This window comes from Paenibacillus phyllosphaerae, assembly GCF_014192105.1.
GTDB classification, from domain to species: Bacteria; Bacillota; Bacilli; order Paenibacillales; family Paenibacillaceae; genus Paenibacillus_Z; species Paenibacillus_Z phyllosphaerae.
On sequence record NZ_JACHXK010000001.1, the window covers coordinates 285963 to 312837 of the forward strand.

Here is a 26875-nt window from a genome sequence, read left to right on the forward strand (position 1 = left end):
TAACAAGTTTTGTCATATGTCCACACCTCCTTTCTGATCAATTAGAGCAAATTGTTGGTTTCATAATTTTCTTTTCATTTAACAACCCGGTACCAATAAGCAATCGCTGCTTCTCTTATTATGATGACATAAGTGATACAGCAACTTCTTTACGAATATGTCCTACATCGTCGCAAAGGTATTCAGTTTATCCACACCATATAGCCTATGGAGTAACATCCATCTACACCTTTCGCCTGTTTTTAGCAAAGTAAGCCTTACGAGGATCGGCTGAAGCTTTGTAATTGGCTATGTATAAGAAATAAGCACAAAAAAGAGCCCTGTTCGATCCAGAACAAGGCTTAGCAAAAAAATTCTTACGTCATAGCCCAATTTTCTCCAATTGACTTGGCGTTATGGGCGGAAGTGTCGCTTAAGAAAAATTAAGCGACACTTCCGCCCATAATTTACCAAATAAATGTCCATAAAATTTAATCAAGCTTCCTTTTGCATAAAAAAAAGACCTTGCCTATGACAAGACCTTTCCTCCAGTGATTAAATTGGCATGACTAATAAACATCAAACCAATTTTTTTTACAAAATAGCGGTCAAAACCACTTTCCCCTTCACTGCTAATAAATTCGTGGTAAGAATTAATTGCAGAGAAAATTAATTAAAACAGATTCCTTAAATTATAGCACTGCGATTAATTGCCTATCAAGAGGAAATAATATTGGTAGATTTAAAAACGAGGTGATCACTTGGAAGTACTACAAGCATTTGAAGTTGAGAAAGTAATTATCTCATCAAACAACGACCGACCAATTAAACCTTATAAAAAAAGAAAGATAAAAATTAAAGACGATGATTGTGTGGCAAAAAACATATACCTACAGTGGTATGTGAAAGAACTTAATGATAGAAATGCTGCATGTGTAAGAGAGCACCATGGTAATATTGGTTACTTTTTGCGCTATATGCACAAGCAGGAGATAAATTTTCAAATTCAAAATATGAGTTCAGAGCATATAAATATGTTCGAGATGCACTTAGCAAAAAGGGTTGAAAATAAAGAAATTAAGCTAACCACAGCCTACACTAAACTTCAATATTTATCTCACTTTCTTCGTTTTCTATGCCATTTAGATATTACCCACATAGACTACAAAGTTCCTGAACGTTTTAAAGGGTCGAAAGTTGAACGTGATAATGAATATGTCCATAACCAAGATCGTCTAGCTTTTTTTGAAGCTATTTGTCGGAGTAATGGAAGGCGTGCTATCCGAGACTTAGCGATATGTTTACTACTAAATGATACAGGATGTAGGCCAATTGAAATCGCAAATTTAGAGCTAATCGACTTTAATGCAGCAGAATCAACAATAATTCTAAATAGTCGTAAATCCGGTCAACGGAAACTAAAGATCCACCCTTTTGTATGTAAACATGTGAAAAGATATGTAGAAATTAGAAAGCAACTTCCAGGAAGATCGCTATTCTTACTTGACTGGGAAGAACCGATACATTCAGGCGCTGTAGTTAAGATTGTACGAAGATATGTGCAGAAAGCCTTTGGAGAATTGCGTTTTTCTGCAAAGTCATTAAGACATACATGTATTACAAATCAATTGAACAATCGTAACGATATCGAAGCCGTAGCTCATGCAGCTGGCCATAAGCACCTTGTTTCAACGTTACATTATTTCTATCGAGATATTGAAATGCTTCTCGAACATTCTTTGCCTCATAATCCAATGAAAGGGATTGATAATAATGAACTTTGATTCCACCTCTTCTTATGATTACAAAGGGATGTGTGCTGAACTTGGGATCGAATATAGCTCTTTTCTAGCTTTCCTCAACAATCAAAATCCCATGAAAACTGTGACATTAACAGATGATGATAAGCCTCTATCTGATGCAATCGACATGTTCTTAGCGAACCAAAAACAATTACTAAAACTCAAAAAGATATCACCGAACACACAAAAATTATATGAGGGAGTAATGAAAAGATTAAAGACATACATTGAAGGTTTGGACAAAAAGTATACAATTGCTTCGCTTGATGAAGTGATGTTTGGTGAGTTTCTACTTGACTGCAGAAAAGAAAAAAACACTATTCTAAGTGATCGAACACAAAACACGTACACTGCAGTTCTTAAACGATTTTTGGGTTACTGCTACACCATGGAATTATCAAAGCGAGATCACCGCAGCAAATTTAAATTCAATACTGTTGGATTAATGCCACGTTACTTACCTGATGCTCAAGTGAAAGCTTTCTTATCAGAAGCAAAACAACGCAGGAATGGCTACCTATGGCATACTATCTTTAGTTTTTTGATAGGGACTGGGTGCCGCGTAAGTGAAGTCATAAAAATACGCATATGTGATTTTGACCTAGAGAACAACGTGTTGAGGATTTATAAGAGTAAGGGGAAAAAGGACAGAACTATACCATTATATCCTGAGGTAGTACGAAGTGTTAAGCGTTATTTAAACCTAACTGGTCTGCAGGAATTGCATCATAATCATACTGGATATCTATTTACTCATGGTTACGGTATGGACCGTCAGAAAAATCTCTCCATTAGAAGTATTGAGCGAATGGTAGTAAATATCTGCAAAAAACTTGGTTTTATTGAAAGGTATACTGTTCACTCGTTTAGGCATACCTTCGCTGTTAGGTGTCTAATGGCCGGCATGAAAATTGAATACCTTTGCCAAGTCATGGGCCACACTGATCCCAAAACAACATACATATACCTACAAATGCTCCCTGTTGATCTACAGAAAGAGATATCTGAAAAGTATCCCTTTGCATTCGAAAATCTACTGTTAAATATCTTCAACTTAGAGGAGTGAATGTTGTGGAACGACTTCAAATTGAAATCAGAAAGTACATTTTAACCAAAAAAGTCAGTGATAGTAGGAGAAGAATTCTGTCTTCACATCTCGAACAGTTTCTGATGTTTCTAGCCTCGAGAATTGGTTGCAACCCGGGTGAAGTCGAACTTACTAATGTATACCGTATTAACGATACTTTTGGAAACCTAATCAGAACAAAACCAATCGACTCTAAAGTGATTGACGTCTATCTGAAGGGTCTTTTACCCTGCAACTACAATAAACTTTTGCTTGCCAAAACAACATTAAATACTTTCTTTAACTGGTGTGCAAGTAAATATGATTTCCCAAATCCAGTAACTGAATGCTCTTTCGATATAAATGCCTACAAGCCATTCAAACGACCAGCACGAATATTGACGCGACACGAAGTGCTTCGTTTTTTTCACTGTCTTGTACAAAAAAGTAAACATCTCGAACGAGATCTATCACTGTTTTGTCTGTTAACCTCCACGGGTTGCAGAATAAATGAAATCTTAGCGTTAAGAGTATCGCATTTCAACTTCGAAACCGAAACGATTAAGCTACATCAAACTAAATCTAAAAAAACTCAAATTGTTACACTGCGAAAGGGCATGGGGAAAGCGATTGAATTGTACTGTCAGTATTCCTCACTTTCACCACAAGATTTTCTGTTCGTAATAGAAGGTAAACCGATGGATTATGATCGCGTAGTACGACTGTTTAAGAAATACCTTAGATTAGCAAAGATTCCTGAAGTAAATATACATTCTACCCGTCATTCCTTCGCCACTCATTTGTTTGAGAACGGTGCGGATATCACAGTTATTCAACAACTTCTTCGTCACAGCGATTTTCAAATTACTATGGAATATGTTCACAACAATGCAATAAGAAATCAAGGTATAAAAAACAAACAAAATGAAGAAATCTACAAGATGCTAAATTAATAGTAAATCGACAATAAAAAAGTGGAGACCTATCTAAGAAATCCAATATAAAGTTAAATAGTTTCTCCTTTCTTAAAAGCAACTTTTTCAAGTTGCTTTTTATATTTTGACAAGTCTTTCATGTTTAATCAAAAATTGCGAAGAGAACATGACTAACTATTATTTTATTTTTATTAAACCTGATATAAAAAAAGGATCGTCAGAAAAATGATTAACCCCTTTCATATCTAAAGTCTGGTGTATTTCACTTACTGTTTTTTTCAATTCCAGTATATTAACAGACCAATCGAGATTATAAAAAGTATACTCACTTGCCACATATACTTTCACAGGAATTGATGGGACATTTATCATTGACCAATGTGAAATCACTCGGTTATAGGCAAAGTATTTAATATGTTTTCTCTTACCTTGTCGTATATTAAAATTCTCAACATCTAAATATTCCTCTAAATGCTCCAAGGTATTTCTTAATTTGACGCTAAAAATAAGAGACATGTCAATTCCTTTCAGTAAATCACGAAATAAACTCTCTCTTTGCTTTCTTAGTAAATAAACGTCGTTTTTTTCATTTCTATTTTGGTAAGATGCACCCTTAACGAGTCGTTTTATATTTGCAGCTTTAATTAAAATTTCATTGATAAGATCTAAACAATCCTTTGAGTAATTACATGAATGACCCTCCTTTGGTAGTATCGTTTTATCAAAGAGAACTTTAATTTTACTATCTATTGAAAGAGCCAATTCATATAGTTCGGTGATGTATATTTTATATAATGCAGAGTTAGTAACTGTAAGTTTCCTTACCATCATGTAAACTCCCTTTCTTGATTATTCAACAAAGTTATAATATAAGTTACCTTTAAGATTGAACAGGGCACATATATGGCGAACTGTTGTTTATAAATGGTTTCACACTTTAGGAAGAGCTACTTGTCTTTTTCAAATTAAGATCTTGTTACTAGATACAAACTATAAAGTCGCATCAATGTAAGCAAGTTCTTGTCTTGCTTAAAAATCGCGATTTCGCTTGTATTGCTACATTCTCTACTTTTCGTTGTAGGCCATGAGCATTTAGGAACTTTCCATAATAAACCGATCAGTGGCAACCTGAATCTGTTGCTGACTGCTTCGTCACTTTCGGCGGTTAATCAATCCTCGCGTAACGAGCGAAGCGCCATATGTCCGAACTGCCTCAGCAAATGAAAGCAAATAAATAAATCGGCTAATCGTATCTATTGTTACGATTAGCCGATTTATGCAAATGAAGGCTTTTTATCATCAACTTTACCACTGATGAGTTTAACGTATTTCTTTTCTCCTGTACCATGGATGGAAGGTCCAACACGATGAGTAACTTTATTACGATAAGATATGTATTCACAGTCTTGAGATACACTTTGTTCATTAGTAACTACGCGTTTTCCGCTCAAATGGATTTCCCCCAGTACTCCATAAAGGGTAACAAGTTATACAGAAATGCAAAAATTTTAAAATCAATACCGAATCATAGTATAACTCATTTTCCGACAAAGAATATAATGCTTTTTTGACATAATGTTAGGAGCCTTAAAGACGCTTAATTCAAACAAAAGATTGTTGAATCTTACTACTTAAACATTGCACGTATTCCAAAATAGCCTTGCTTGTCCAACTACAATACATCGGGTCGTGTTCACATCGTGTTGACTATGTGCGCTACAAGCCGTAAGTTATGTTCGATCAACAAATTGCGTGAATGCTGGTTGCCCTCCGCCATGAGCTGCAGGTGCTTCAGTTCTTCTTCTTCATGCAGCGGCTGGGGGAATGCGTTGTTCTTGACGTAGGACACGAGCATTGTCAGTTGTTTAATGAACAGGGCGATCGCCGCGAATAAGCCAGGCATTGAATGGTCCACCTCCATGCTGATTGGGCGCGAGTGAGCAGAGATGATCCTCGCATTCGTGAAGTCTGTTCTATAATGTATGTGGGCGTCGGCCTATCCGTGCCTGTACGCCAGGCTATTACAATTATAATTTCGTATGCGATTCAGCCCGTGATCCCAAGGTTAACTAGAATGTTGCTGCCAGCGCCCGATCCGGTTCGGCACCTAGAATACTCACCCCATTCGCGGCAAAAACCGGCCACATCGCTGTGACCGGTTCAGTCGGTGCCCTTAACGCTTTTTTTGTTCCTGTGTGCCATGCGGTTACCGCCGAATGCGGTCCAGCAGCACGGCCGCTACGATGACGCCTCCTTTAACGATCATTTGCCAGTAGAAGTCAACGTTCAGCAGCACTAGTCCATTCGTCAGTACGCCAATGACCAATACGCCGATAATCGTGCCTTGGATACGGCCGAAACCGCCGACGAAACTGGTGCCGCCGAGCACGACGGCCGCGATCGCATCCAGCTCGTAGCCGGTGCCCCCGGTCGGCTGCGCGGAGAATAAACGGCCGGTCATGACGACGCCCGCGATCCCGGCGAGCAAGCCGCTGATGGCATAGACCTTGATGAGCGAGCGCTCGACTTTGATCCCGGTCAGACGGGCAGCTTCTTCATTCCCGCCGATCGCATAGATATGCCGCCCGAACATCGTGTACTTCAAGACATAGAACATTACGACATAGACGATCGCCATGATGTAGATTGGCGTCGGAATCCCGAGGATATCGCCTGAGCCGACGAATTTGAACAGACTGTTCTCAAGCGCGATCGGATAGCCGCCGCTCACCACGAAAGCGAGGCCGCGCAAGTACGTCATGCTGCCAAGCGTAACGACGAAGGAGGGCAGCTTCGGCACAGCGGTCAGATAACCGTTGATCGATCCTGCCGCGCAGCCTACAGCTGCACCGGCGAGCATGGCGATGACGGGGTGAACGCCCGCATTCGACATCATGACCGAAAGAACGCCGGACAAGGCCAGCGTCGAGCCGACGGACAGGTCGATGCCGCCCGTTAAGATGACGATTGTCATCCCAGCCGCCAGTATGGCCGTGATCGATGCCTGCTTCAGGATGTTCAACATATTGGTTACTTCCATGAAATTCGGCGCGAACACGGCCATCGCCGCAATAAGCAGCATCAGAATGATGAGCATTCCGAGCTGGTTGAATAGATGAAGCAGCCTCTGCCGGTTCATCGGCGCATGCCCGGCTGCCGCCTGGATATCCGTCTGCATCTATGGCCGCCCCCCCGTTGCGTAGTACATGATCGTTTCTTGCGTCGCTTCCTGCCTCGGCAGCTCAGCGGTAATTTTCCCTTCGTGCATGACGAGGATGCGGTCGCTGACGCCGAGAATCTCCGGCAGTTCGGAGGAGATCATCAGAACGGCCAACCCTTCCTCCGCCAGCTTGCTGATGATCTTATGGATCTCGGTCTTGGCCCCGATATCAACGCCGCGCGTCGGTTCGTCCAACAGCAGTACTTTGGGCCCGATCGACAGCCATCTGGCAATGACGACTTTTTGTTGATTTCCGCCGCTTAGCCCCATCACATTCTGTTCCTTCGAAGCGGTCTTGACGCCAAGCTTGCGAATATAGCCTTCCGCCTCCTCATTCATTCGGCTCGCCTGCAGCTTGCCGCCGCTTCGATAGGCATGAAGCTGCGCCATCAGCATATTTTCCTTCACCGACAAGTTGGGGAATAACCCCTGCTCTTTCCGGCTCTCCGGCACATGGGCGATCCCATGCTTGATCGCATCCGACGGAGAAACGATCTGCACCGGATACCCGTCCATGAGAATCTCGCCTCCGTGCAATCCTGACATGCCGAAGATCGTCCGTACCAGTTCCGTCCGCCCCGCGCCGACCAGGCCGGCCAGACCTACAATCTCGCCGGGATACAGCTTCAGCGATACGCCCTTCACCGTCCGCTTGTCGCTGACATTCTGCAGCTCGAGCACCGGCGTCTTCGTGCCAGCCGTTTGGGAAGATGGTGTACGCTGGAACAGATCCTTGATCTCCCGGCCGACCATCAGCTTCACCAAATGATCCGGATTCGTCTCCTCGACCGGACCGCTGTCAACCCATCTCCCATCACGCAGAACGGTGAACCGGTCCGAGATCCGGAAGATTTCGTCCATGCGATGGGAAATATAGACGATCGCGACGCCCCTTTGCTTCAAATCCGCGATAATGGCGAACAGCTTCTCGATTTCTTTGTCCGTCAGGGATGCTGTAGGTTCGTCCATAATGAGCACTTCCGAATGAAACGACAACGCGCGCGCGATCTCGACCATCTGCTGCTCCGCGATGCTCAGCGTGGACACATAGGCTTTCGGGTTCAAGGTGGACCCGATAGACTGAAGGATATGCGCTGCCCGGTCATAGATTCGCGCCCACTGGACGAGTCCGAACCGATTCTTCGGGAGCTTCGTCCCCATCAGAATGTTCTCCCCGATGCTAAGATTCGGCGATAGGCTGATCTCCTGGTGGATGACGCTGATGCCACGGTCTCTAGCTTCCATCGGATTATGCCAGCTCACCTCCTGCCCTTTGTACCGAATCGTACCGGAATCCGGGCGATGGACGCCTGCCATAATCTTCATCAAGGTCGACTTGCCTGCGCCGTTCTCGCCCATCAGCGCGTGAACCTCGCCTTTGTAGAGCTCGATCTGCATGTCATGTAGCACCTGAACGCCGGAGAACGATTTGTTCACCTCCTCCATCCGCATCACAGGCGCCTCATGGCCGCTCTGTACACGCGCTTCCAACGCATTCGTTTCGTGTACCATCGCCACTTCCGCCACCCCCTACTATGCTGGAAACTTTCGATTTACCCTGGCAAGAAGCGGCTCCATACTCGGCACCGCTATGCCGGGTTCATGTACGTAACGATTACCAACCCTTGTAGGAATCGACATTATCCTGCGTGATTAATTCCGTCGGGATAAGGATCTGCGGCTCGACCGTCTCGCCATTAATGACTTTCCTCGCGAGTTCCACGCCTTGAATCGCCATCTGATTCGGGAATTGGGCAGACGTTGCCGCATAGCTCTTCTTCTCCTTGATCGCATCGGCCGCGCTCGGCGCTCCGTCAACGCCGACGATGAAGAACTCCTCGGACCGCCCGGCCTGCTCCTGGGCAATCTTCGCGCCTACGCCTTCCTCATCGTTTATGCAGAACACGGCGTCGATCTGTTTGTTCGCCTGCAGGACGTTCTCCATCAGCGTCAGCGTTTTCTCCCGATTGCCTTCGCCATTCTGATTCGCCACGACCTTAATATCCGGATATTGGGCAAGTACTTCGTTGAAGCCTTTGATACGGTCGATGACCGCCGATACGGGAGGACCGTCGATAATAACGATATTGCCTTTGCCGTTCAAGCGCTTCGCCAGGTATTCGCCGGCCAGACGGCCAGCCTGCACATTATCCGACATGACGACCGAATCGATGCCGCCCTCCGCATTTCCGTCGAGCGCAACGACCGGGATGCCGGCTGCTTTGGCTTGTTGGACCGCGGCGGCGATGCCTTTGGAATCGAACGGGCTGAGCAGGATCAGATCGACCTTCTGCGTAATGAAATCCTCGAACTGCTGGGTTTGCTTCGCCAGATCATGGTCGGCACTGACCACGATTACCTCCGCGTTATATTTGGCCGCCACCTCCTCCGCGCCTTTGGACATCGCGACGAAGAACGGGTTGCCGAGCGTCGGCACCGTTAGGCCGATCTTCAGCTTCTTCTCGGCCTTCCCGTCGTCTGTCTTGGCATTGCCGCCAGCCGCAGCCTGACCGTCCTCCGCTGCGGCAGTCGACCCGCCGTTATTCGAGTTGCCTGTCGAACAGGCCGATAGCACCAGCATAAAGGAGAGAACGAGCAAGGCGAGCGCTTTGGTTTTATATGTTTTCATGACATGACCTCCGATCTAGAATGAAAAGACATATTTGCTTACTTGGCTGCTCTTGATTCCCGCAGCCTTTTCGAGGACAATACAAATAGACTAGCTTGCGTATACCGATCCGGTTTTGCGGGCAGGTCGAATAGACGGGTGTAACAACTGGGCTTTTACCATTGCCGTGGTCGCCGTTGTTTACACTCGTTTTCCTTTGTTACATGCGTCTGGTGACATGATGAAATTCAAGACCTGCTCCCTCTTATTGCGTCGGACATAGCTGATCCTTGTGCTAAAGGCATCACCCCTCTCATTATGCAAGCGGTTACAATATCAGTCAGATGGCGGGCGCACGCCATCCCTTGCTACGCCTTCTTCCCGCCGTCGCCATCGACGATTCTAATCTCGACCCCTTTCGCTTCGATCTCCCGCAGTCTTTCTTCCGGAGCCTCATCATCCGTTATGAACAGGTCAATGTCGCCAAGCGCAGCGAACTTCACCAGATTGACATCGCCGATCTTGGACGAATCGGCCAGCAGAATTGCTTTGTTCGCGCAAGCGATCATCTTACGCTTGATGGTCGCTTCATCAATGTTCGGCGTACTCAGTCCCTCTTCAGCGTGAATCGCATTCGTGCCGATGAACGCTTTGTCCACGTGAAGCTGGCTCAGAATTTGCTCCGCGAACGGTCCGACCAGCGACAGGATGCCTTTGCGCAGCGACCCTCCGATCAGGATGAGGTCAATGCCTTCCGCAGCCTCCAGCTCTTGCGCGATCGGGATCCCGTTCGTTACGACGGTCAGCTTCCGAAAGCGCTTCAATTCCATGGCGAGATAAAGCATCGTCGTTCCGGAATCCAGCAGGATCACGTCATTCTCGCGAATCTGCTCCACTGCTTTCTTCGCGATCAGCCTCTTCCGGTCACTGTTGTTGATCTCCTTCTCCACGAATGTCGGTTCGAAGTTGACATTCTGCACCGGCACAGCGCCGCCGTGCGTACGTTTGAGCAAATTCTGGTCTTCGAGTTCCTTCAAGTCCCGTCGAATGGTTGAATCCGATACTTGAAGAATCTGATTGAGTCCTTGGACGTCTACCCGCTGATGTTCCTGGAGCAGTTCCAGAATGCGGCGTTTGCGCTCGACTTCATACATGATGCTCATCTCCTGTAATGCGATTACGGTTTCGTCAATTACCATCATGGACAAAAGACACCCCAAATGCAAGGTGTCTTCGCCATGGTGTCGGTTATAATCGTCAGTTCTTCGAATGCGTCCCCGCAAAAGCTTGCAGCGCTTCTCTAACCTCTGCGGCCGAGTCCATGTCGAGCACGCGCTCGGCGAGCGCCCGGCACGCTTCGCGGCTGCTGCTCGTGATGACTTGCTTCACCTTATGCATCGCGGCTGGGGACATGCTCCACTCGTGCAGGCCCAAACCGATCAAGAGCGGCGCCGCCAGCGGGTCGCCCGCCATGCTGCCGCACATGCCGGTCCACTTGCCTTCCACATTCGAAGCGTCGATGACGCGCTTGATCAGGCGCAGCACCGCAGGATGGAAGTAATCGTACAGATCCGCGACTTTCTCGTTCATCCGGTCGACGGCCAGCGTGTACTGCACGAGATCGTTCGTCCCGATGCTGAAGAAATCGACCTCGCGCGCAAAACGGTCCGCTTGCAGCGCGGCGGACGGGATCTCGACCATAATGCCGAGTTCGATCCGCTCCCCGACTTCCACGCCGTCCTGCTCCAGCTGGTAGCGTACGGCCATGACCATTTCCCTGGCCTCGCGCCACTCCTGCATGCCGGAGATCATCGGGAACATGATTTTGACCGGACCATGCGCGCTCGCGCGAAGGATCGCACGCAGCTGCGTCATGAGCAGTTCACGCTCGTCCAGGCAGAGCCGGATCGCCCGGTAGCCGAGGAACGGATTCATCTCTTTGGGCAGATCGAGATAAGGAAGTTCTTTATCCCCGCCAATATCTAAGGTGCGGATGACAACCGGACGTCCCTCCATCGCCTCCACCGCTTCGCGGTAGGCGCGATACTGCGTCTCCTCATCCGGCATCTGGCTGCGGCTCATGAACAGGAATTCCGTGCGGTACAAGCCGACGGCCTCCGCGCCTTGCGCGACTAGACCTTGCGCTTCCTCCGGCGTCCCGATGTTCGCCGCGATCTCGACGCGGTGGCCATCAGTGGTCACCGCTTCACGCGTGGCGTATTGAGCCAAGCCCTGCTGTTCTTCCTGCTGTGTGGCCATAACCGCCTCATAACCGGCTATCGTTCCCTCGCTCGGGTGAACGATGATCTCCCCTGTAGCGCCATCGATCGCAAGCAGATCCCCGGTCTGAATATCGTCCACGGCGTCGCCTGCTCCCAGGATGGCCGGAATGCGGAGCGAATTCGCCAGTATGGCGGTATGGGAAGTCTTGCCGCCGATTCGAGTGACGAAGGCGCGGACGAGCTGCTTGTCCAGCTGCACCGTATCCGACGGCGTCAGATCGTCCGCGACCAAGATGACCTCCTCTTGAATATCGCCAAGCCTTCCGCCGCCGCTGCCTTTGACATGCATCAGCAGTCTCGCGCCGACGTCCCGAACATCGGAAGCCCGCTCTTGCATGTAGGCGCTAGTCATGCTCTCGAACAAGGCGGCCGTCTTCGTGACGATCTGGCTAACCGCCGTCTCTGCCGCCCACTGCTCCAGGCGAATCGCGTTCTCCATCGGCGGGTAGAACGACGGATCGTTCAGCATGCTGACTTGCCCTTTCAGAATGACCGCCTTCTCTTCGCCCAGCGTCTGCGCCGTATGTTCGATCAGCTGCTCTAGTTCCTCTATGCAGCGCTGTTTGGCAAGCCGAAGCGCTTCGAGCTCCGCTTCCGGTTGGTCCGTCTTCAAACTAAGCGCGTCTTCGATGCGAATCGGCCGATAGACGAAGGCACGGCCGATCCGTGCCCCCTCCGATACGCCGATGCCGTGAAATAGGGTTTCTACTGTCATCTCCAGTTTCTCCTCTCCAAGAGCCTGGCTCTATGTTCTAGTTTTCTCCGAATCCGCTCTCTGCCAGTTCGATCAGCGCTCGGATCGCCTCTGCTTCATCCGCGCCGTCTGACGTGATCGTAATCTCGGCTCCCTTGGACAGCCCCAGCGTCATCAAGCCCAGAATGCTCTTGCCGTCTACGGTCGTCGAAGTCCCGTTCACCGTCACCGATATATTCGAGGCATATCTTGCAGCCGTCTCCGTAAACAATTGCGCAGGGCGGATATGGAAGCCGCTCTCGTTGCGAATCGTCGTCTCATGCTTGATCATCGTGATGTCCTCCGTTTCGTTCCTTCTATTAAATAGCGCCGAGCAGATCGTTCAACGTCGCTGCGTCTTCCACGGCGAGCAGACGCTCGCGGAACTCGTCGTCGATCAGCTTGCGCGAAATGGCGATCAGAATCTGCAAATGCTCATTGCCTGCCGCAGCTTCCGGCACCGCGATCATGAACACGCCCGTTACGGGCTGACCGTCCAGCGAATCCCAGTCGATCGGCTCCGCCAACTTGGCAAAAGCAAGCGCCGGTTTCGTCACGCCGGACGATTTGCCGTGCGGAATCGCAACGCGGAAGCCGATGCCCGTAGAGCCCGTCGCTTCCCGGTTGTGAAGCGCTCCGAGGTATGCCTCGCGGTCGTGTACGGCGCCGCTTGCGACAAGCGCGTCGACGAGCTTCTCCATCACTTCGTTTTTGCTCGCGGCAGCAAGCGGGATCAGGATCGATTGTTCGTGAAGCAGTTCTTTGATATTCATGGTTATAGTCCTCCTAGAAAGTTAGATAATGAGTTATATTATACCGGTTTCTTCAGGATCTTCAGCATAAGCGCCGTCACGACCGTACCGACCGCAATCGCCAGCGCATACAGCCCGACATGGCTGACCGCATTAGGGATGGCAAGGACGAAGATGCCGCCGTGCGGGGCTTGCAACGTCGTGTTGAACGCCATCGCGAGCGCGCCGGTTACCGCGGAACCTGTGACGATCGACGGGATGACGCGAATCGGATCGCTCGCCGCGAATGGAATCGCGCCTTCCGTAATGAACGAAATTCCGAGGACGCCTGCCGATTTGCCCGCATCCTTCTCTTCCTGCGTGAATTTCTTCTTGGCGATCAGGGTCGCCAGCCACAGACCGAGCGGAGGCGTCATCCCTGCAGCCATGACCGCAGCCATCGGGCCGTATACTTGGCTTGCGAGCAGGCCAACCGCAAACGTATAGGCCGCTTTGTTAACCGGACCGCCCATATCGAACGCCATCATTGCCCCGAGCAGCAGACCAAGCAGCGCCGCATTCGTCGAGCCGATCGATGTCAGCCAATCCGCCAAGCTGTCCATGACGAATTTGACCGGTTCGCCGATGACATAAATCATGAGCAGACCCGTAATGGCCGAAGCAAGCAGCGGAATGATCAGAATCGGCTTCAGTCCTTCGAAGTTGCGCGGGAGCTTGATGCCGATCTTCAGATAATGCGCCGTGTAACCTGCGAGGAAACCGGCTAGAATACCGCCGAGGAACCCTGCGCCGAGTTGATCAGCCAGCATTCCTCCGATCAGACCTGGCGCAAGCCCCGGCTTCTCGGCGATCGAGAAGGCGATGAATCCGGCCAGAATCGGTACCATCAACTTAAATGCTGCGCCTCCACCGATACTCATAAGCGCAGCCGCGAGCGTCCCTTCCTCTTCGAACGCTTTGATGCCGAAGGTGAAGGAGAGCGCGATCAACAGTCCTCCTGCCACGACGAGCGGCAGCATCGCGGATACGCCGGTCATCAGATGCTTGTAGAATCCGCTGCGGCCTTTACTCCGCGCTTCTTTGGTCTGGGCCACTTGTGCTTGCAGACTGGCAGGCGCGGAAGCTTCTTTGGCCATAGCTTCATCGAGCAACCCGTCTGGATTGCGGATCGCCTGAGCGACAGGCACGCGTACGACCGGCTTGCCGGCGAAGCGCGATTCGAGGACGTCGGTATCCGCTGCCACGATGATCGCATGCGCTTCGGCGATTTCCTGTTCGGTCAGCTCGTTCTCGACCCCTACGGCGCCGCGCGTCTCGACTTTGAGCTCGATCTGTCTCTCTCTGGCTTTCTTCATTAGCGATTCAGCCGCCATATACGTGTGGGCGACGCCCGTTGGACATGCGGTGACTGCCAAAATCTTCTTCATCGTATTTTCCCCCCAAGGAATGATGATTCATGCTTGTCGTTATACACGGGTTACTTCTACTTCGCTTAACTTCCGCAGCACTTCGTCTAACGTGCAGACGTCCGTGCCCGGTTTCGAGGCGGTAATCGATCCGGCTGCCGTCATCCAGCGGACCATCTCTTCGATCGGCATCTCCTCGTTCATGCAGTGCGCCATCGCGGCGACCATCGAATCGCCTGCCCCGACAGTGCTGATCGGCGTGATCGGGAACGGGCGAGTCCGGAAGGTCCCTTCCCGGTGCACGATGAGCGCGCCTTCCGCACCCATCGATACGGCCACGTATTCCGTTCCCCCAGCTAGCAGTTTGCGGGCTGCCGTTACAATCGCTTCATCGCTCGTCAGCTGCTGGCCTACGAGCAGTTGAAGCTCATGCAGATTCGGCTTGATCGCATATGGTCCGGCTTCAATTCCGGCTGCGAGCGCGTCCCCGTCGGCGTCCAGCAAGGTGCGAACGCCGTTCTTGCCGGCAATCTCGGTGAGCGTGCGGTAGAAGTCTTGCGGCAACCCCGGCGGGAGGCTTCCTCCGAGTACGAGAATCGAAGTGCGCTTCATCTCGGCTTCGAAAGCTTCGAGGAACTCGCGTATGGCTTGATCGCTCGGCTGCTGCCCCATCTCGTTCAGTTCCGTCGTTTGCTTCGTCGTCTCATCGACCACTTTCAGATTCGTCCTGCTCTTGCCCGGCGTCTGAAAGAAGCTCGACGGAATGCCGATCTCTTCCAGCATCTGCATGAGCAGTTGTCCTTCCATGCCGGCTTGGAAACCCCATGCATTCACCGGGGAGCCGAATTGGAGCAGCACCTTGGCTACGTTAATCCCTTTGCCGCCGGGATCGACACGAATCTCTTTAATTCGGTTCAGCCCTGCGACAGTCAACTGATCAACGGTAACGGTCTTATCGATAGCGGGATTCAAGGTTACGGTCATTATTCGTTTCATCGCTGTCGTTCCTTTGCTTAGTGGATGGATTGGTTTTGCTCATTGCATGCATAAGTGCTTACCTCTTGCTCATATGAGCACGATGATTGCGTATTCAAAGTGAAATATTTGGTGATTTTGATTATATGTGATCGTTTATGATTTGTAAAGCGTTTTCATATATGATTGTTTATGACTGACTCGACTCAACTTATCCACCTTCTCGTAAAGTACCGCTGGAGCGGTTTTTCATACGTCTTCCTGCTCCTCCATAACTCCCCATCGCAAGGAGTAGACGATCGCCATTGGCATCTAAACTGGATCGAACAGCCGCCCCTTCAGATAGGCACGGGCAAACGATCACATTCGAGCACGCAAAGTGAAACGGGTGATCGCCGACCTTTGTCGCTGGACGTCCCTCATTCCGGAGACATACCAGCTGATCGGATGCGCGTGATACTTATCCATTCTTCCATAAAAAAAGAACAGCTGCCGCAGCAGCTGTTCTTTCTTGAGACCCTTCATCCGCATGGCGTACGCCGTGAACGCGCTAGCGAAGCAGCATGAGTCCTCGCTTATTCTTCGCCGAACTTAGTCTCGATCAGTTCGCTCAAGTTCTGCAGCGCTACCGCTTCGTCCGGTCCTTCGACCGTTACGGTAATCTGTGCGCCCTTGGATAATCCAAGCGTCATGAGGCCGAGAATGCTCTTGCCATCGACCGTCGTGGATGTCGCCTTTACCGTCACCGATACGCTCGAGATGTAGCGGGACGCCAATTCCGTAAACTGCTTGGCGGGGTAGATATGGAACCCGCTCTCATTCTGCAAGGTCAAATCACGTGAAACCATTTGGTAATCCTCCGTTCTTCTAGTTGTATCATGGCCGCGTAAGCCTTCAATTACTACTGTTCCTACTCTAAGCGGCAATGGCCGTCCACTGCAAGATGTATCGAGCCCAAAATTCGCTCAACGCAAGCAATTGGCGCACACAGCCGCAGTCACGAATCCACGCTCAGAATACGCGGCACTCGCTCATGGATGAGTCGATACCTTGTAGTCATCGTCGCCGCAACAGGATACAATTATACCGGGGCTGGCCCCAAATTCAAGCCTGCAACGGTGGGAATTTATTCCGATCAAGCGAACGCCGGCAAGCTAATAATCCCGGCTCGCCAGCACCTTCTTCGCGAGGCTCTGCGTGAACATCCCTTCCGAAGTAATGATCTTCATCGGCAGCTCCTGCCCGCCAAGGAGATCCTTCACCGCTTTCATCAGCTGCGGACCGAGCAGCGGGCTGCATTCGACGGCAAGGTTCAGCTTGCCGATGCTGATCGCCTTCAGCGCCGCCTTCGTCGCATCGACGGAGATGAGGATGATGTCCTTCCCCGGCTTAAGCCCGTAATTCTCGATCGCTTGGATCGCCCCGAGCGCCATATCGTCGTTGTGGGCGTAGACCACGTGAATGTCGCCGCCGTAAGTGCGCAGCGCACGCTCCATCAGTTCTTTGCCCTTCCCTCTCGTAAAATCGCCCTCGTACGAGGCGATCAGCCGGAACCGCTCATCGCCCGCGATCCCCTCGTCGAAGCCGCGCTTGCGTCCGATCGCCGGCGCGGAATCCGGCGTGCCCTGCAGCTCGATAATATTGTAGCTGCGGTCTGGCTCCGCCTCGCCGAGCAGCCAGCTGGCCGCGCGCCGCCCTTCATCGCGGAAATCCGAACCGATGTACGACGTCCACAGCGTATCATCCGCCGCCTTCACTTCCCGGTCGGACAGGATGACCGGAATGCCGGCCTCCTTGGCTTCCTGGAGCACTTCATCCCAGCCGGTCTCCGTCTTCGGCGAGAAGGCGATCACGTCGACCTTCTTCCGGATGAACTCGCGGATAATCTCTACCTGGCGCTCTTGAGACTGCTCCGCGTTCTCGTACAGCAGCTGGATGCCCGCATTCTGCGCGGCGCTCATGACGGAGTTCGTGTGGGCGATCCGCCACCCGCTCTCGGTGCCGACCTGGGCGAAACCGAGCACGATCGGTTTCTCGTTCCGGTCCTTTATGCCGCTAATATTTCCCGGGACATAATCGCTGTCGATCCCTTCATTGCTGCCGCTGTCTTCTCCGCCTGCTGCGCCGGCCATGGCGTTCTCTTCTCCGCCGGTCTCCGATTCAGCCGTCACCTTCTCGCTGCGCAGAATGACCTTCTTCGGAATGCCCTTTTCCTTGTTCAGAATGTCGATTGCATAACGGATCGCTTCCTTGCCTCCGGTAGGACTCGTGAACGTGGCCGTCAGCTTGTTGTCCGCGACAAGCTGACGGCTGCTGCTCGTCGTATTGACGCCGTCGATGCCGATAATGTCGATGTCGGTAAGCCCCGCTCGCTTGACTGCCTGAAAAGCGCCGATCGCCATCGCTTCATTGTGCGCGAAGATGAGATCGACGCCATCCTGCTGGCGGTTGAACCAAGACAGGAGCAGATCCTCCGCCTTATCCCGCTGCCAATCGGCATGGAAGCGTTCGATCGTCTCGAACCCCGATCCGTCGAGCGCCGATTCGAATCCTTCGCTGCGTTCCTCGACCGTCGGGGAATCGTCCACCCCCTGCAGCTCGATGATACGCCCTTCACGCTCTTGCTCCTTCAGCAGCTCGGCGGCGAACTCGCCGGCCTTGCGGCCGATCATCTCGTTATCGGTCCCGATATAGAGCGTGTAGTCGTAATCGGTGACGCCGCGGCCGAGCACGATGACGGGAATTTTGGCATATACCTCGCTGATCGTCTCCGTCAGGGCCATCGGATCGTCCAGCGAGATTATGAGCAGGTCGATCCCGTAGCTGACCAGCTTCTCCACATCCGCGCGCTGCTGCTGGCTGTTCTGCGCCGCATCGGTGAAGATGACCTGCAGATTCGAGTGCTTGCGCACCTCCGCGCGCACCTCTTCATTCATCGCGACCAGCCAAGGATCGCTCAAGTTCGGCTGCGATACCCCGATGACGTACCGGTAGTGCTCCTCATTCGTACTGCCGAGCAGCGGAAGGACGGCCAACTTGAGGAGCGCGACGAAGGCAATCGCGGCAGCGGCCAGCACGATGAATAGCCGCACGCGGCTCGTCATAACGTCCCGCTCCGCTTGTAGAGCGTCGGCGAAGTGCCCGTGATTTTTTTGAACGCGCTGCTGAAATAATGCTGGCTGCTGTACCCGACTTTCTCGGCCACCTCGTACACCTTAATATAAGGATCGTTCAGCAGCTGGATCGCCTTCTGAATGCGGACCTCGGTAAGGTAATCGATGAAGGAGAGGCCGAGCTCCTTCTTCAGCTGCTTGCTCAGGTAAGTCGGGCTCACCTGGATGCCCTCGGCCACGTCGGCCAGCGTCAAGGACGGCTGGTGATAGTTGCGCTCGATGAACGATTTGGTCAGCATGACGAGCGGCGTGAGGCTTCCCTTATTCTCCATCGACGCGAGCATCCGCACATACGCGTCCGACAGCTCCGTCTTGCCGTGAACGGCCGGCGACTGTTCGATGAGGATCGGCTTCTCCAAGAGAAGCTCGACCTGGCCTTGAATGCTCGCGCAGATCGCCCTCCAATCGCCGCCGCCGATGCTGCCGATAATGATCGTATGGCCCTTGGCGTCGTTGAAGACGACATGCGACGGGACCGACATCTGGCCGAGCACGTCCGCGACGATATTGTGCACCGAGAACTCGAGCAGCCCCTTGTCCCACACCCGGCGCTTCTTCCCGATATCCAGATTCGGCACCGCCTTCAGCACGATTAGATGAACCAGCCCGCTTAAGCCCAGGTTGAAAAAAGCAATGTTCCGCTCGATCTCGCCCGCTTCCAAAAATCCGCCGATCCATTTGGTCAGGAACGTGTTGCGAATGGCGGTGGAATGATGGTTCAGCTGGTGCTGGATAAACGTCAGCCGCTGCTCCTGCGCCTTGCTCTGCTGCAGCGACTCGAGCGCGCCGCCGATCACCTCCGCCAGCTTGCTCTTCTGCACCGGCTTGAGCAGGTAATCGAAAACACCGAGCTTCAGCGCCTGCTGCGCATAGCGGAACTCGTCATGCCCCGAGATGACGATGACGATCCCTCCGCGGCTTCCCTCCCGCAGCTGTTCGATGAATTCGAGGCCGCTCAGGTGCGGCATGCAGATATCGACGAATAGAATATCGGGCTCATGCTGCCGGCACATCTCCAGCGCTTCAAGCCCATTCTCGGCTTCCGCGACAACGGTAATGCCGAGTTCCTCCCAAGGCAGCACCTTGGACAATCCCCGGCGAATCTTCGGCTCATCGTCCGCGATCAACAGCTTCCACATCTCTAATCCCCCATGTGCTGGCTTTGTAATAATGGCAGGCGCAGCATCACCTTCGTGCCGCTCCCAAGCTCGCTTGCAACCGTCAGCCCGAACGCCGGGCCATGGATCAGCTGAATCCTCTCGTGCACATTGTACAGCCCGTAGCCGTTATCCTCCGGACTCTTCTTGCCCCGGGACAGCGTATCGTTCATCCGCGCGACCTGCTCGGGCGGGATGCCTGCTCCGTCGTCCTCGACGACGAGCACCATGTAGTCGGCATGCGCCTCCCCTCGGATGCGGATCATCCCCGGTCCGGACTTCGGCTTGATGCCGTGATAGATTGCGTTCTCGACGAGCGGCTGCAGCATGATTTTGACCACGTAATAGTCATGAAGCTCCTTCGGAATATCGATCTCGCAGCGCAGCTTGTCCTCGTACCGCGCCATCTGGATCGTCAAGTAGCTCTCCACATGCTGAATTTCATTGCGCAGCGGGATGATCTCCTGCCCCTTGCTCAGGCTGTTGCGGAACAACAGCGTGAGCGCCGCCACGATCTCCACGATGTCATCCGCTCCGCGGTCGATCGCCATCCACTGGATCGTGTCCATCGTGTTGTACAGAAAATGCGGCTTGATCTGCGACTGCAGCGCCCGAAGCTCGGCCTCCCGCTTGGCTTGCTGCTCCTTGTACACGAGTTCGATCAGATTGTCGATCTCCGCGACCATATTATTGAAGCTTTGGCCGAGCTGTCCGATCTCGTCCTTCGACTTGCTCGGGAACCGCAGCGCCAATTCCCCTTCCTCGACCTTCTTCATCAGGCTGCGAAGCTTGCTAAGCGGACGGACGATCGAGTTGGTCAGATACCAGGAGGCAATGAGCGCCGTCAGCAGCGTGATCATCGCGATCAGGATCGTAAAACGCTGAATGTTCGTCACAACTTCGAGCGACTCGTTCAGGGGAAACACGCCGACGACGCGCCAGCCGCTATCCACGAACGTATTGTACAGAATCTGATACGGCTGTCCGCGAATCGTCTGCACGCCGCTGCCGGTGCTGCCTTCCATCTCCCCGCCCCAGATCCGATAGACGATGGGATTGACCGGCGAATAGACGACGCCCCCGTTCTCGTCCATGATGAAGACGAACCCGCTCTTGCCGAATGCCCCCGTCTCGACGATGTTCTGAATGAGACCCAGCTGCATGTCGATCAGCACGACGCCGAGCGGCTCGCCCGTCGTCGGATCCACGATCGCCTTGGCAAAAGACAGGATGTGATCCGCGCTAATGTTCGCCGGGATGCGAATATTGCGGCCGATCGGATGGCTGAACATCTGCATCGCGTCGGGATGGTCGATCGCGCTCTGGTACCAGCCCTCCATCGTCAGCGGGTCACGGGTAATGGTCTCGAGATGCAAAGCCGCATGTTGGCCGGAAGCGCTTACAATAACCATGCCGGCAATCTCCGCGTGTGCCTTCACGAAGCCCTCCTGCAAATAGATGAGCTGTTGCTTAAGCTCGGCCTGCCGTGCTCCTTGCCCCTCCGTCAATCGCAAGAATTCGAGCACTTCTCGGCTGCGGGACACGTAGAACGCAATATTGTCCATCTCGTCAAGGTAAACCTGGACGTGGTTCTTCACCAAATTCATGCTCTGCAGCGTCTGCTTATTCGCCTGCTGCTCGATGGAACGCTTATACATAGAGCTGCCGATGAGGCTGATCGCCAGAACCGATCCGGTAATGATCAGCACGAAGTACAGCAGCAGCTTGAACCGGATGCTCCGGTCGGCCAGATAACGGTTGATTAATCGCATGGGCATACCCCTAATGGAATGCTGATCGTTCCTTGTTGACGATCAAACCAATCCATTTTATGTTACGACTATCTTAATACAGAAGGCGAAACTGCGTAAAGGACAATCCTTTCGCAGTTTCGCCGGTTATGGGCTTAGTATTTGCGGTTCGGCAGCGCGTCGATCGCCTTCTGGCCGAAGTAGACATCCTCAGCGGATTTGATCCATTTCTCGAGTTCCTTGCCTGCCTTCACATCGAGAATCGCTTGTTTGAGCTGCGGCCCGAGCAGCGGGTTACACTCGACCGTCACGTTCATTTTGCCGGCCGCGATCGCTTCGAATGCCGCTTTGACGCCGTCGACGCCGATGATCTTGATATCGGTGCCCGGCTTCAGGCCCGCTTCTTCGATCGCTTGGATCGCGCCGAGCGCCATGTCGTCATTGTGGGCATAGACGACTTGAATATCTTTGTTCTGCTTCAGGTACGCTTCCATGACCTCTTTGCCTTTGGCGCGCGTGAAATCGCCGGTCTGCGAATACACGATTTTGTAATTCGGCAGATCCTTGATCGCGTCCTCGAAGCCCTTCTTGCGGTCATTGGCCGCGCTTGCGCCGACCGTTCCTTCCAGCTGCACGATGTTGACCGGTTTGTCGGTGCCGAATTCGTCCGTCATCCATTTCGCCGCGTTCTGTCCTTCGAGAATGAAGTCCGAGCCGATGAACGACGTGTATAGATCCTCATTGCCCTTCGTAATGCCGCGGTCGAGCAGGAACACCGGAATCCCCGCATCCTTCGCTTCCTTCAGCACCGTCTCCCAACCGGACTCGACGACCGGCGCAAGGCCGATGGCGTCCACCTTCTGGGCGATGAACGTACGGATCGCTTTAATCTGGTTCTCCTGCTTCTGCTGCGCGTCGGAGAACTTCAGCTCGAAGTTCGGGTCGCTCTCGAACGTTTCCTTGATGGAAGCCGTCTCCGCATCGCGCCAGCCGCTCTCCTGACCGATCTGCGCAAAGCCGACGACGAGTTTCTTGCCTTCTGCCGGCGCATTCGCTTCCTGTTCGTTCGCGGTGTTCGCCGGTGCGGAGGCCGGCTCATTGTTGCCGGAATTCCCGTTGTTGTTGCCGCCGCAGCCTGTGAGCAGACCCGCCATCATAACCCCTACCATGAGTAACCCAAGCCCTTTTTTGCGTTTCATTTTGTATAACCTCCCATATCTTGTATTCGTTTACAACCTCATCTTACTAAGTGCGGGCAGCCGCTGTATTTACAAATTCCCGATTTTGTTTACACTTTTCGGCTGATTCTGCAAAGTCGCCGCTGGCTTGCGTCTGGCCGATTTTGTCGCGCCGCGGTCCTTCTGCATGACGATAAGCCGCTGAATCGCCATGAACAGGAACAACAGGAAGCCGATCGCGATCTTCGTCCACCAGGAGCTGAGCGTGCCCTGGAACATGATCAGCGTCTGAATAATGCCGGTGCAGATGACGCCGAGCATCGGTCCGATCAGGTAGCCGAAGCCGCCCGTGAGCAGAATGCCGCCGATGACGCAAGCCGCGATCGCATCCATCTCCATGCCGAGCAGATGCAACGAATAACCCGATAAGGTATAAAAGGTGAATACGACGCCGCCCAGCGCGGACATGAAACCGCTCAGCGCATATACGCTTACGATGGTGCGCTCGACCGGGAGTCCCATGAGCATGGACGATTTTTCGCTGCCGCCCAGCGCGTAGATCGCGCGTCCGAACGCCGTATATTTGGCCCCCAGGATCGCGGCAACGACCACGACAAGCGCAATGACGACGCTGATGGAGATGAATCCGTCGCCGAATAGGCGGATTTTGTACTGCGACACTTCATTGAAGAACGAATTGCTGATGACGATGCTCTCCGTGCTGATCAGGTAGCTGATCCCTCTGGCCAGGAACATGCCCGCCAGCGTGACGATCCACGGATGCAGTTTGAATCGCGCGATCAAGTAACCGTGTCCGAGCCCGAAGAGCACGCCGATAGCGAGCGATGCCAGGATGACGACGAATGCATTCGCGCCTTGCTGGAACAACGAGCCGGCCACCATGCTGACGAGCGCGACGATGGAGGCGACGGACAGATCGATGCCGCCGGAGATGATGACGAACGCCATGCCGGTCGCGACGATGATGAGGTAGGCATTGTCGATGAACAGATTCAAGAACACCTGCTGCGAGAAAAATCCGGTATATTGAAACGAGCCGGCGCCATACAGAAGTACGAGCAGCAGCAAAGTGGCGAAAATAATGATGTTGTTGTGGCTGATTCGCCCATAGAGGCTTTTCATTCGGCAAGCACCTTCTTCCTTGTGAACGCGAGCTTCTTGCGGAACACGTCCGATTGCATCAGACAGACGACGATGACGACGACCGCCTTGACGAGCAGAATGCTTTGCGGCGGAATTCCGAGCGCATAGATCGTGGTCGTCAGCGATTGGATGAACAAGGCGCCAACGACCGTGCCTCCGAGATAAAAACGCCCGCCCCGCATGGACGTCCCGCCAATGACGACGGCCAGAATCGCGTCGAGCTCGATCCAGAGCCCTGCGTTATTCGAATCCGCGCTGCCCAGATTGGCGCTGACGATAATGCCGCCGATCGCGGCGCAGAGCCCGGTAATCGTGTAGGCGATCATGAGGATGGTGCGCGGCTTCACGCCTGCATAGAGGCTCGCCGTCTTGCTGCCGCCGGCCGATTCGAGGAACAGGCCGAATGCCGTTTTGGTTTTGAACAGATAGAGCAGCAGGAAGATGCCGGCCGCGAGGAAGATCGGGAAAGGCAGACCTATCAGATACCCTTTGCCCAGATACATATACGATTGCTCGGAGGTCGAGAGAATCTGCCCGCTCGTGATGAGCTGCGCGATTCCCCGCCCGATCGTGAGCAGGATGAGCGTGGCGACCATCGGCTGGATCTGCAGGATGGCGACGAGCATGCCGTTCCACATGCCGCACACGATGCCGACCGCTGCAGCCGCGATCAACGCAATCCATAACGGATATCCGTCGAGCAAATAAATCGCGGCCGCGCCGGAGATTGCCAGCACCGAACCGACCGAGATATCGATCCCTTCCACCGCAATAACGAGCGTCATGCCGAGGGCGATGATGATCAGTGGCGCGCCATTCTTCAGAATATCGATCAGGTTGCCGTACAGATGGCCGTCATGCATCTCCAGCTTGAAGAAGCTGGGCATAATGATCAGCATCAGCACGTACAAGAACGCAAGCGCAAGCAGCGGCCTTGTAATCGGATGCTTGGACAGGCTACGCGCCGATTCCGCCAGTTTGGTCATGGGTGAGCCCTCCTTCCGCGATCATATGCATAATGCGATCCTCCGTCATATCGGCGCCGGCGAGCTCGCCGATCGGATTTTTGTCCCGCAGCACGACGACGCGGTCGCAGCACTGCACCATCTCCTCCAGCTCCGCGGAGATGAAGAGCACCGAGATGCCCTGCCCAGCCAATTCGAGGATCAGCTTGCGAATCTCGAGCTTGGAACCTACGTCGATGCCGCGCGTCGGTTCATCGAGAATGAGCAGCTTCGGCTGAGTCGCCAACCATCTGGCCAGAATGACCTTCTGCTGGTTGCCGCCGCTTAAGTTCTCGATCTTCTGCTCGCTGCTCGGCGTCTTGATCCTCAGCAGTTGGATGTAATGATCTGCGATCTCCTTCTGCTTGCGAACGGACAGCGCCTTGAACAAACCTTCCCTCGCCTGCAGCGCCAGCACGATATTCTCGCGGATCGACAACTCGCCGACGATGCCGGCCACCTTGCGGTCCTCGGGCGTAAAGCCGAATCCCTGCTGGATCGCCTTGCGCGGATACATCGACGACATCATCGCATTGTCGATAGTGAATTCCCCTTCATCCGGCTTATCGATGCCGAAGATCAGCTTGGCTACCTCGGTTCGGCCCGAGCCCAAGAGGCCGGCCAGTCCCAGCACCTCGCCTCTGTGGATGGTCAAGTCGATCGGTTCGATGCTGCCCCGCTTCGCCAGCCCCTTCGCGATCACGAACGGCTGGTTCTCTCCCTTGCGTGCCTGCTTGCTTCCGGCGGCATCGTCCGGATTCCATTCCCGCCCGATCATATGGGAGACCAGTTGCGTGCGCGGCAGCTGCTCCGTCTCGAATTCGCCGACAAGCTTGCCGTTGCGCAGCACCGTAATCCGGTCCGTAATCTCGTACACTTGGTCCAGGAAATGCGTGACGAAGATAATGCCCAGCCCTTCATTCCGCAGCTTCCGCATGACGGCGAACAGCTGCTTCACTTCATTCGTATCGAGACTGGACGTCGGCTCATCCAGAATGAGCACCCCGTTGGAAATATCGACGGCCCGCGCAATCGCGACCATCTGCTGCACCGCGACCGAATACGACGACAGCGACTGCTTCACGTCGATGTACAGATCGAGCCGCTCGAGCAGCTCCTGGCTGCGCCGGTTCATCGTCTCCCAATCGATGAGCATCCGCTTGCGCGGGTAGCGGCCGATAAAAATATTTTCCGCCACCGTCAAGTTCGGGCATAAATTCACCTCTTGGTACACGGTGCTGATCCCCATATCCTGCGCCTGCAGCGGCGACTTCGGATGGATCTCCCGCCCGTTCATCCAGACCATGCCCGCGTCTTTCTCGTATACGCCGGTCAATGCTTTAATGAGCGTCGACTTTCCCGCTCCGTTCTCCCCCATCAGCGCGTGGATCTCGCCTCTTCGCAGCGTGAAATCCACCTTAGACAGCGCCTGAACGCCAGGGAACGACTTGCTGATACCCTGCGCCCGCAACAGTTGGCCCGTGTCCATCTTACTCACCTCACCTTTTCTCTTCTCGTTCATTGTAAAAAGTTTGAGGAGTCAAGTATTTAGAATTACAGGCTATTTTGTTAAGTATTCGGACATTTCAAAGGGAGGGAGGGGCTTCGCCCCTTAAACCCCTTGTTTTCACCTCGCCCCTTCCCCCTCCGCCGAGGGGAACCAAGGGCAACCGCCCAGCTTATGCTTCCG

At 52.8% G+C, this 26875-nt stretch carries 22 protein-coding genes and 1 pseudogene; 3 read left to right on the top strand and 20 right to left on the bottom strand.

From position 1 onward, the window contains the following. Positions 1-740: 740 nt before the first annotated feature. The 3 genes from FHS18_RS00985 to FHS18_RS00995 are packed head-to-tail and all read left to right on the top strand — an operon-like array spanning position 741 to position 3800. Positions 741-1763, top strand: coding sequence for a tyrosine-type recombinase/integrase (locus FHS18_RS00985; protein ID WP_183595998.1), 1023 nt, complete (start codon positions 741-743; stop codon positions 1761-1763). Next, positions 1753-2847 carry a tyrosine-type recombinase/integrase gene (locus tag FHS18_RS00990; RefSeq protein ID WP_183596000.1) on the top strand — a complete coding sequence of 365 codons (1095 nt, stop codon included), beginning with the start codon at positions 1753-1755 and terminating at the stop codon, positions 2845-2847. Before FHS18_RS00985 ends, FHS18_RS00990 begins: the two co-directional genes overlap by 11 nt. Positions 2848-2852: 5 nt before the next feature. Further along, entirely contained in the window at positions 2853-3800 is a 948-nt protein-coding gene (locus FHS18_RS00995; protein WP_183596002.1) for a tyrosine-type recombinase/integrase, read from the top strand. A 159-nt stretch (positions 3801-3959) separates the two neighbouring features. Here the strand turns inward: FHS18_RS00995 and FHS18_RS01000 are convergent, their stop codons facing one another. The 20 genes and pseudogenes from FHS18_RS01000 to FHS18_RS01095 form a co-directional block, all read right to left on the bottom strand. Beyond that, positions 3960-4613 carry a hypothetical protein gene (locus FHS18_RS01000; RefSeq protein ID WP_183596004.1) on the bottom strand — a complete coding sequence of 218 codons (654 nt, stop codon included), beginning with the start codon at positions 4611-4613 and terminating at the stop codon, positions 3960-3962. 443 nt (positions 4614-5056) lie between these two features. Beyond that, the gene (locus FHS18_RS01005; RefSeq protein ID WP_183597376.1) at positions 5057-5233 is read right to left on the bottom strand and encodes a hypothetical protein; all 177 of its coding nucleotides are present in this window, start codon (positions 5231-5233) and stop codon (positions 5057-5059) included. A gap of 254 nt (positions 5234-5487) precedes the next feature. Continuing rightward, a pseudogene (locus FHS18_RS01010) lies at positions 5488-5685 on the bottom strand (RNA polymerase subunit sigma-70); the annotation flags it as partial. Positions 5686-5988: 303 nt separating this feature from the next. After that, positions 5989-6921, bottom strand: a complete 933-nt coding sequence (locus FHS18_RS01015; protein ID WP_246427432.1) for an ABC transporter permease subunit — start codon at positions 6919-6921, stop codon at positions 5989-5991. 39 nt (positions 6922-6960) lie between these two features. Then, positions 6961-8514, bottom strand: a complete 1554-nt coding sequence (locus FHS18_RS01020) for a sugar ABC transporter ATP-binding protein (RefSeq protein ID WP_183597282.1) — start codon at positions 8512-8514, stop codon at positions 6961-6963. A gap of 103 nt (positions 8515-8617) precedes the next feature. Next, positions 8618-9631 carry an ABC transporter substrate-binding protein gene (locus tag FHS18_RS01025; protein ID WP_183596008.1) on the bottom strand — a complete coding sequence of 338 codons (1014 nt, stop codon included), beginning with the start codon at positions 9629-9631 and terminating at the stop codon, positions 8618-8620. 347 nt (positions 9632-9978) lie between these two features. Then, on the bottom strand, positions 9979-10812 hold the full coding sequence (locus FHS18_RS01030; protein WP_246427395.1) for a DeoR/GlpR family DNA-binding transcription regulator: 834 nt from the start codon (positions 10810-10812) through the stop codon (positions 9979-9981). Between the two features lie 55 nt (positions 10813-10867). After that, the gene (gene ptsP / locus FHS18_RS01035; protein WP_183596010.1) at positions 10868-12607 is read right to left on the bottom strand and encodes a phosphoenolpyruvate--protein phosphotransferase; all 1740 of its coding nucleotides are present in this window, start codon (positions 12605-12607) and stop codon (positions 10868-10870) included. Between the two features lie 37 nt (positions 12608-12644). Beyond that, positions 12645-12917 (bottom strand): HPr family phosphocarrier protein, encoded by a 273-nt coding sequence (locus FHS18_RS01040; RefSeq protein ID WP_183596012.1) that lies wholly within the window; start codon positions 12915-12917, stop codon positions 12645-12647. A 28-nt stretch (positions 12918-12945) separates the two neighbouring features. Further along, positions 12946-13398 (bottom strand): PTS sugar transporter subunit IIA, encoded by a 453-nt coding sequence (locus FHS18_RS01045; protein WP_183596014.1) that lies wholly within the window; start codon positions 13396-13398, stop codon positions 12946-12948. A 38-nt stretch (positions 13399-13436) separates the two neighbouring features. Then, positions 13437-14804 (bottom strand): PTS fructose transporter subunit IIC, encoded by a 1368-nt coding sequence (locus tag FHS18_RS01050; protein WP_183596015.1) that lies wholly within the window; start codon positions 14802-14804, stop codon positions 13437-13439. Positions 14805-14843: 39 nt separating this feature from the next. Continuing rightward, positions 14844-15779 carry a 1-phosphofructokinase gene (gene pfkB / locus FHS18_RS01055; protein ID WP_183596017.1) on the bottom strand — a complete coding sequence of 312 codons (936 nt, stop codon included), beginning with the start codon at positions 15777-15779 and terminating at the stop codon, positions 14844-14846. Between the two features lie 554 nt (positions 15780-16333). Next, positions 16334-16606 carry an HPr family phosphocarrier protein gene (locus tag FHS18_RS01060; RefSeq protein ID WP_183596019.1) on the bottom strand — a complete coding sequence of 91 codons (273 nt, stop codon included), beginning with the start codon at positions 16604-16606 and terminating at the stop codon, positions 16334-16336. Positions 16607-16912: 306 nt separating this feature from the next. Next, positions 16913-18862, bottom strand: coding sequence for a substrate-binding domain-containing protein (locus FHS18_RS01065; protein ID WP_183596021.1), 1950 nt, complete (start codon positions 18860-18862; stop codon positions 16913-16915). Further along, positions 18859-20070: a response regulator transcription factor gene (locus FHS18_RS01070; protein WP_183596023.1), complete on the bottom strand. Its 1212-nt coding sequence runs from the start codon at positions 20068-20070 to the stop codon at positions 18859-18861. The genes FHS18_RS01065 and FHS18_RS01070 overlap by 4 nt, the downstream gene beginning before the upstream one ends. 2 nt (positions 20071-20072) lie before the next feature. Beyond that, entirely contained in the window at positions 20073-21860 is a 1788-nt protein-coding gene (locus FHS18_RS01075) for a sensor histidine kinase (protein ID WP_183596025.1), read from the bottom strand. 134 nt (positions 21861-21994) lie between these two features. Beyond that, complete coding sequence (locus tag FHS18_RS01080; RefSeq protein WP_183596027.1) at positions 21995-23038, bottom strand: ABC transporter substrate-binding protein; 1044 nt, start codon at positions 23036-23038, stop codon at positions 21995-21997. A gap of 69 nt (positions 23039-23107) precedes the next feature. After that, positions 23108-24160 carry a galactofuranose ABC transporter, permease protein YjfF gene (gene yjfF / locus FHS18_RS01085; RefSeq protein WP_183596029.1) on the bottom strand — a complete coding sequence of 351 codons (1053 nt, stop codon included), beginning with the start codon at positions 24158-24160 and terminating at the stop codon, positions 23108-23110. Next, a complete protein-coding gene (locus FHS18_RS01090) occupies positions 24157-25167 on the bottom strand; it encodes an ABC transporter permease (protein ID WP_183596031.1) in 1011 nt (336 codons plus the stop codon). Before FHS18_RS01090 ends, yjfF begins: the two co-directional genes overlap by 4 nt. Then, positions 25139-26674, bottom strand: coding sequence for a sugar ABC transporter ATP-binding protein (locus FHS18_RS01095; RefSeq protein WP_183597286.1), 1536 nt, complete (start codon positions 26672-26674; stop codon positions 25139-25141). Before FHS18_RS01095 ends, FHS18_RS01090 begins: the two co-directional genes overlap by 29 nt. Positions 26675-26875: the final 201 nt, after the last annotated feature.

Coding starts and splice junctions, on each gene's coding strand:
- FHS18_RS00990 (WP_183596000.1), top strand. CDS start 1,753: ATGAACTTTGATTCCACCTCTTCTTATGATTACAAAGGGATGTGTGCT.
- FHS18_RS01000 (WP_183596004.1), bottom strand. CDS start 4,613: ATGATGGTAAGGAAACTTACAGTTACTAACTCTGCATTATATAAAATA.
- FHS18_RS01015 (WP_246427432.1), bottom strand. CDS start 6,921: ATGAACCGGCAGAGGCTGCTTCATCTATTCAACCAGCTCGGAATGCTC.
- FHS18_RS01020 (WP_183597282.1), bottom strand. CDS start 8,514: ATGGTACACGAAACGAATGCGTTGGAAGCGCGTGTACAGAGCGGCCAT.
- FHS18_RS01025 (WP_183596008.1), bottom strand. CDS start 9,631: ATGAAAACATATAAAACCAAAGCGCTCGCCTTGCTCGTTCTCTCCTTT.
- FHS18_RS01030 (WP_246427395.1), bottom strand. CDS start 10,812: ATGATGGTAATTGACGAAACCGTAATCGCATTACAGGAGATGAGCATC.
- ptsP (WP_183596010.1), bottom strand. CDS start 12,607: ATGACAGTAGAAACCCTATTTCACGGCATCGGCGTATCGGAGGGGGCA.
- FHS18_RS01040 (WP_183596012.1), bottom strand. CDS start 12,917: ATGATCAAGCATGAGACGACGATTCGCAACGAGAGCGGCTTCCATATC.
- FHS18_RS01045 (WP_183596014.1), bottom strand. CDS start 13,398: ATGAATATCAAAGAACTGCTTCACGAACAATCGATCCTGATCCCGCTT.
- FHS18_RS01050 (WP_183596015.1), bottom strand. CDS start 14,804: ATGAAGAAGATTTTGGCAGTCACCGCATGTCCAACGGGCGTCGCCCAC.
- pfkB (WP_183596017.1), bottom strand. CDS start 15,779: ATGAAACGAATAATGACCGTAACCTTGAATCCCGCTATCGATAAGACC.
- FHS18_RS01060 (WP_183596019.1), bottom strand. CDS start 16,606: ATGGTTTCACGTGATTTGACCTTGCAGAATGAGAGCGGGTTCCATATC.
- FHS18_RS01065 (WP_183596021.1), bottom strand. CDS start 18,862: ATGACGAGCCGCGTGCGGCTATTCATCGTGCTGGCCGCTGCCGCGATT.
- FHS18_RS01070 (WP_183596023.1), bottom strand. CDS start 20,070: ATGTGGAAGCTGTTGATCGCGGACGATGAGCCGAAGATTCGCCGGGGA.
- FHS18_RS01075 (WP_183596025.1), bottom strand. CDS start 21,860: ATGCGATTAATCAACCGTTATCTGGCCGACCGGAGCATCCGGTTCAAG.
- FHS18_RS01080 (WP_183596027.1), bottom strand. CDS start 23,038: ATGAAACGCAAAAAAGGGCTTGGGTTACTCATGGTAGGGGTTATGATG.
- yjfF (WP_183596029.1), bottom strand. CDS start 24,160: ATGAAAAGCCTCTATGGGCGAATCAGCCACAACAACATCATTATTTTC.
- FHS18_RS01090 (WP_183596031.1), bottom strand. CDS start 25,167: ATGACCAAACTGGCGGAATCGGCGCGTAGCCTGTCCAAGCATCCGATT.
- FHS18_RS01095 (WP_183597286.1), bottom strand. CDS start 26,674: ATGGACACGGGCCAACTGTTGCGGGCGCAGGGTATCAGCAAGTCGTTC.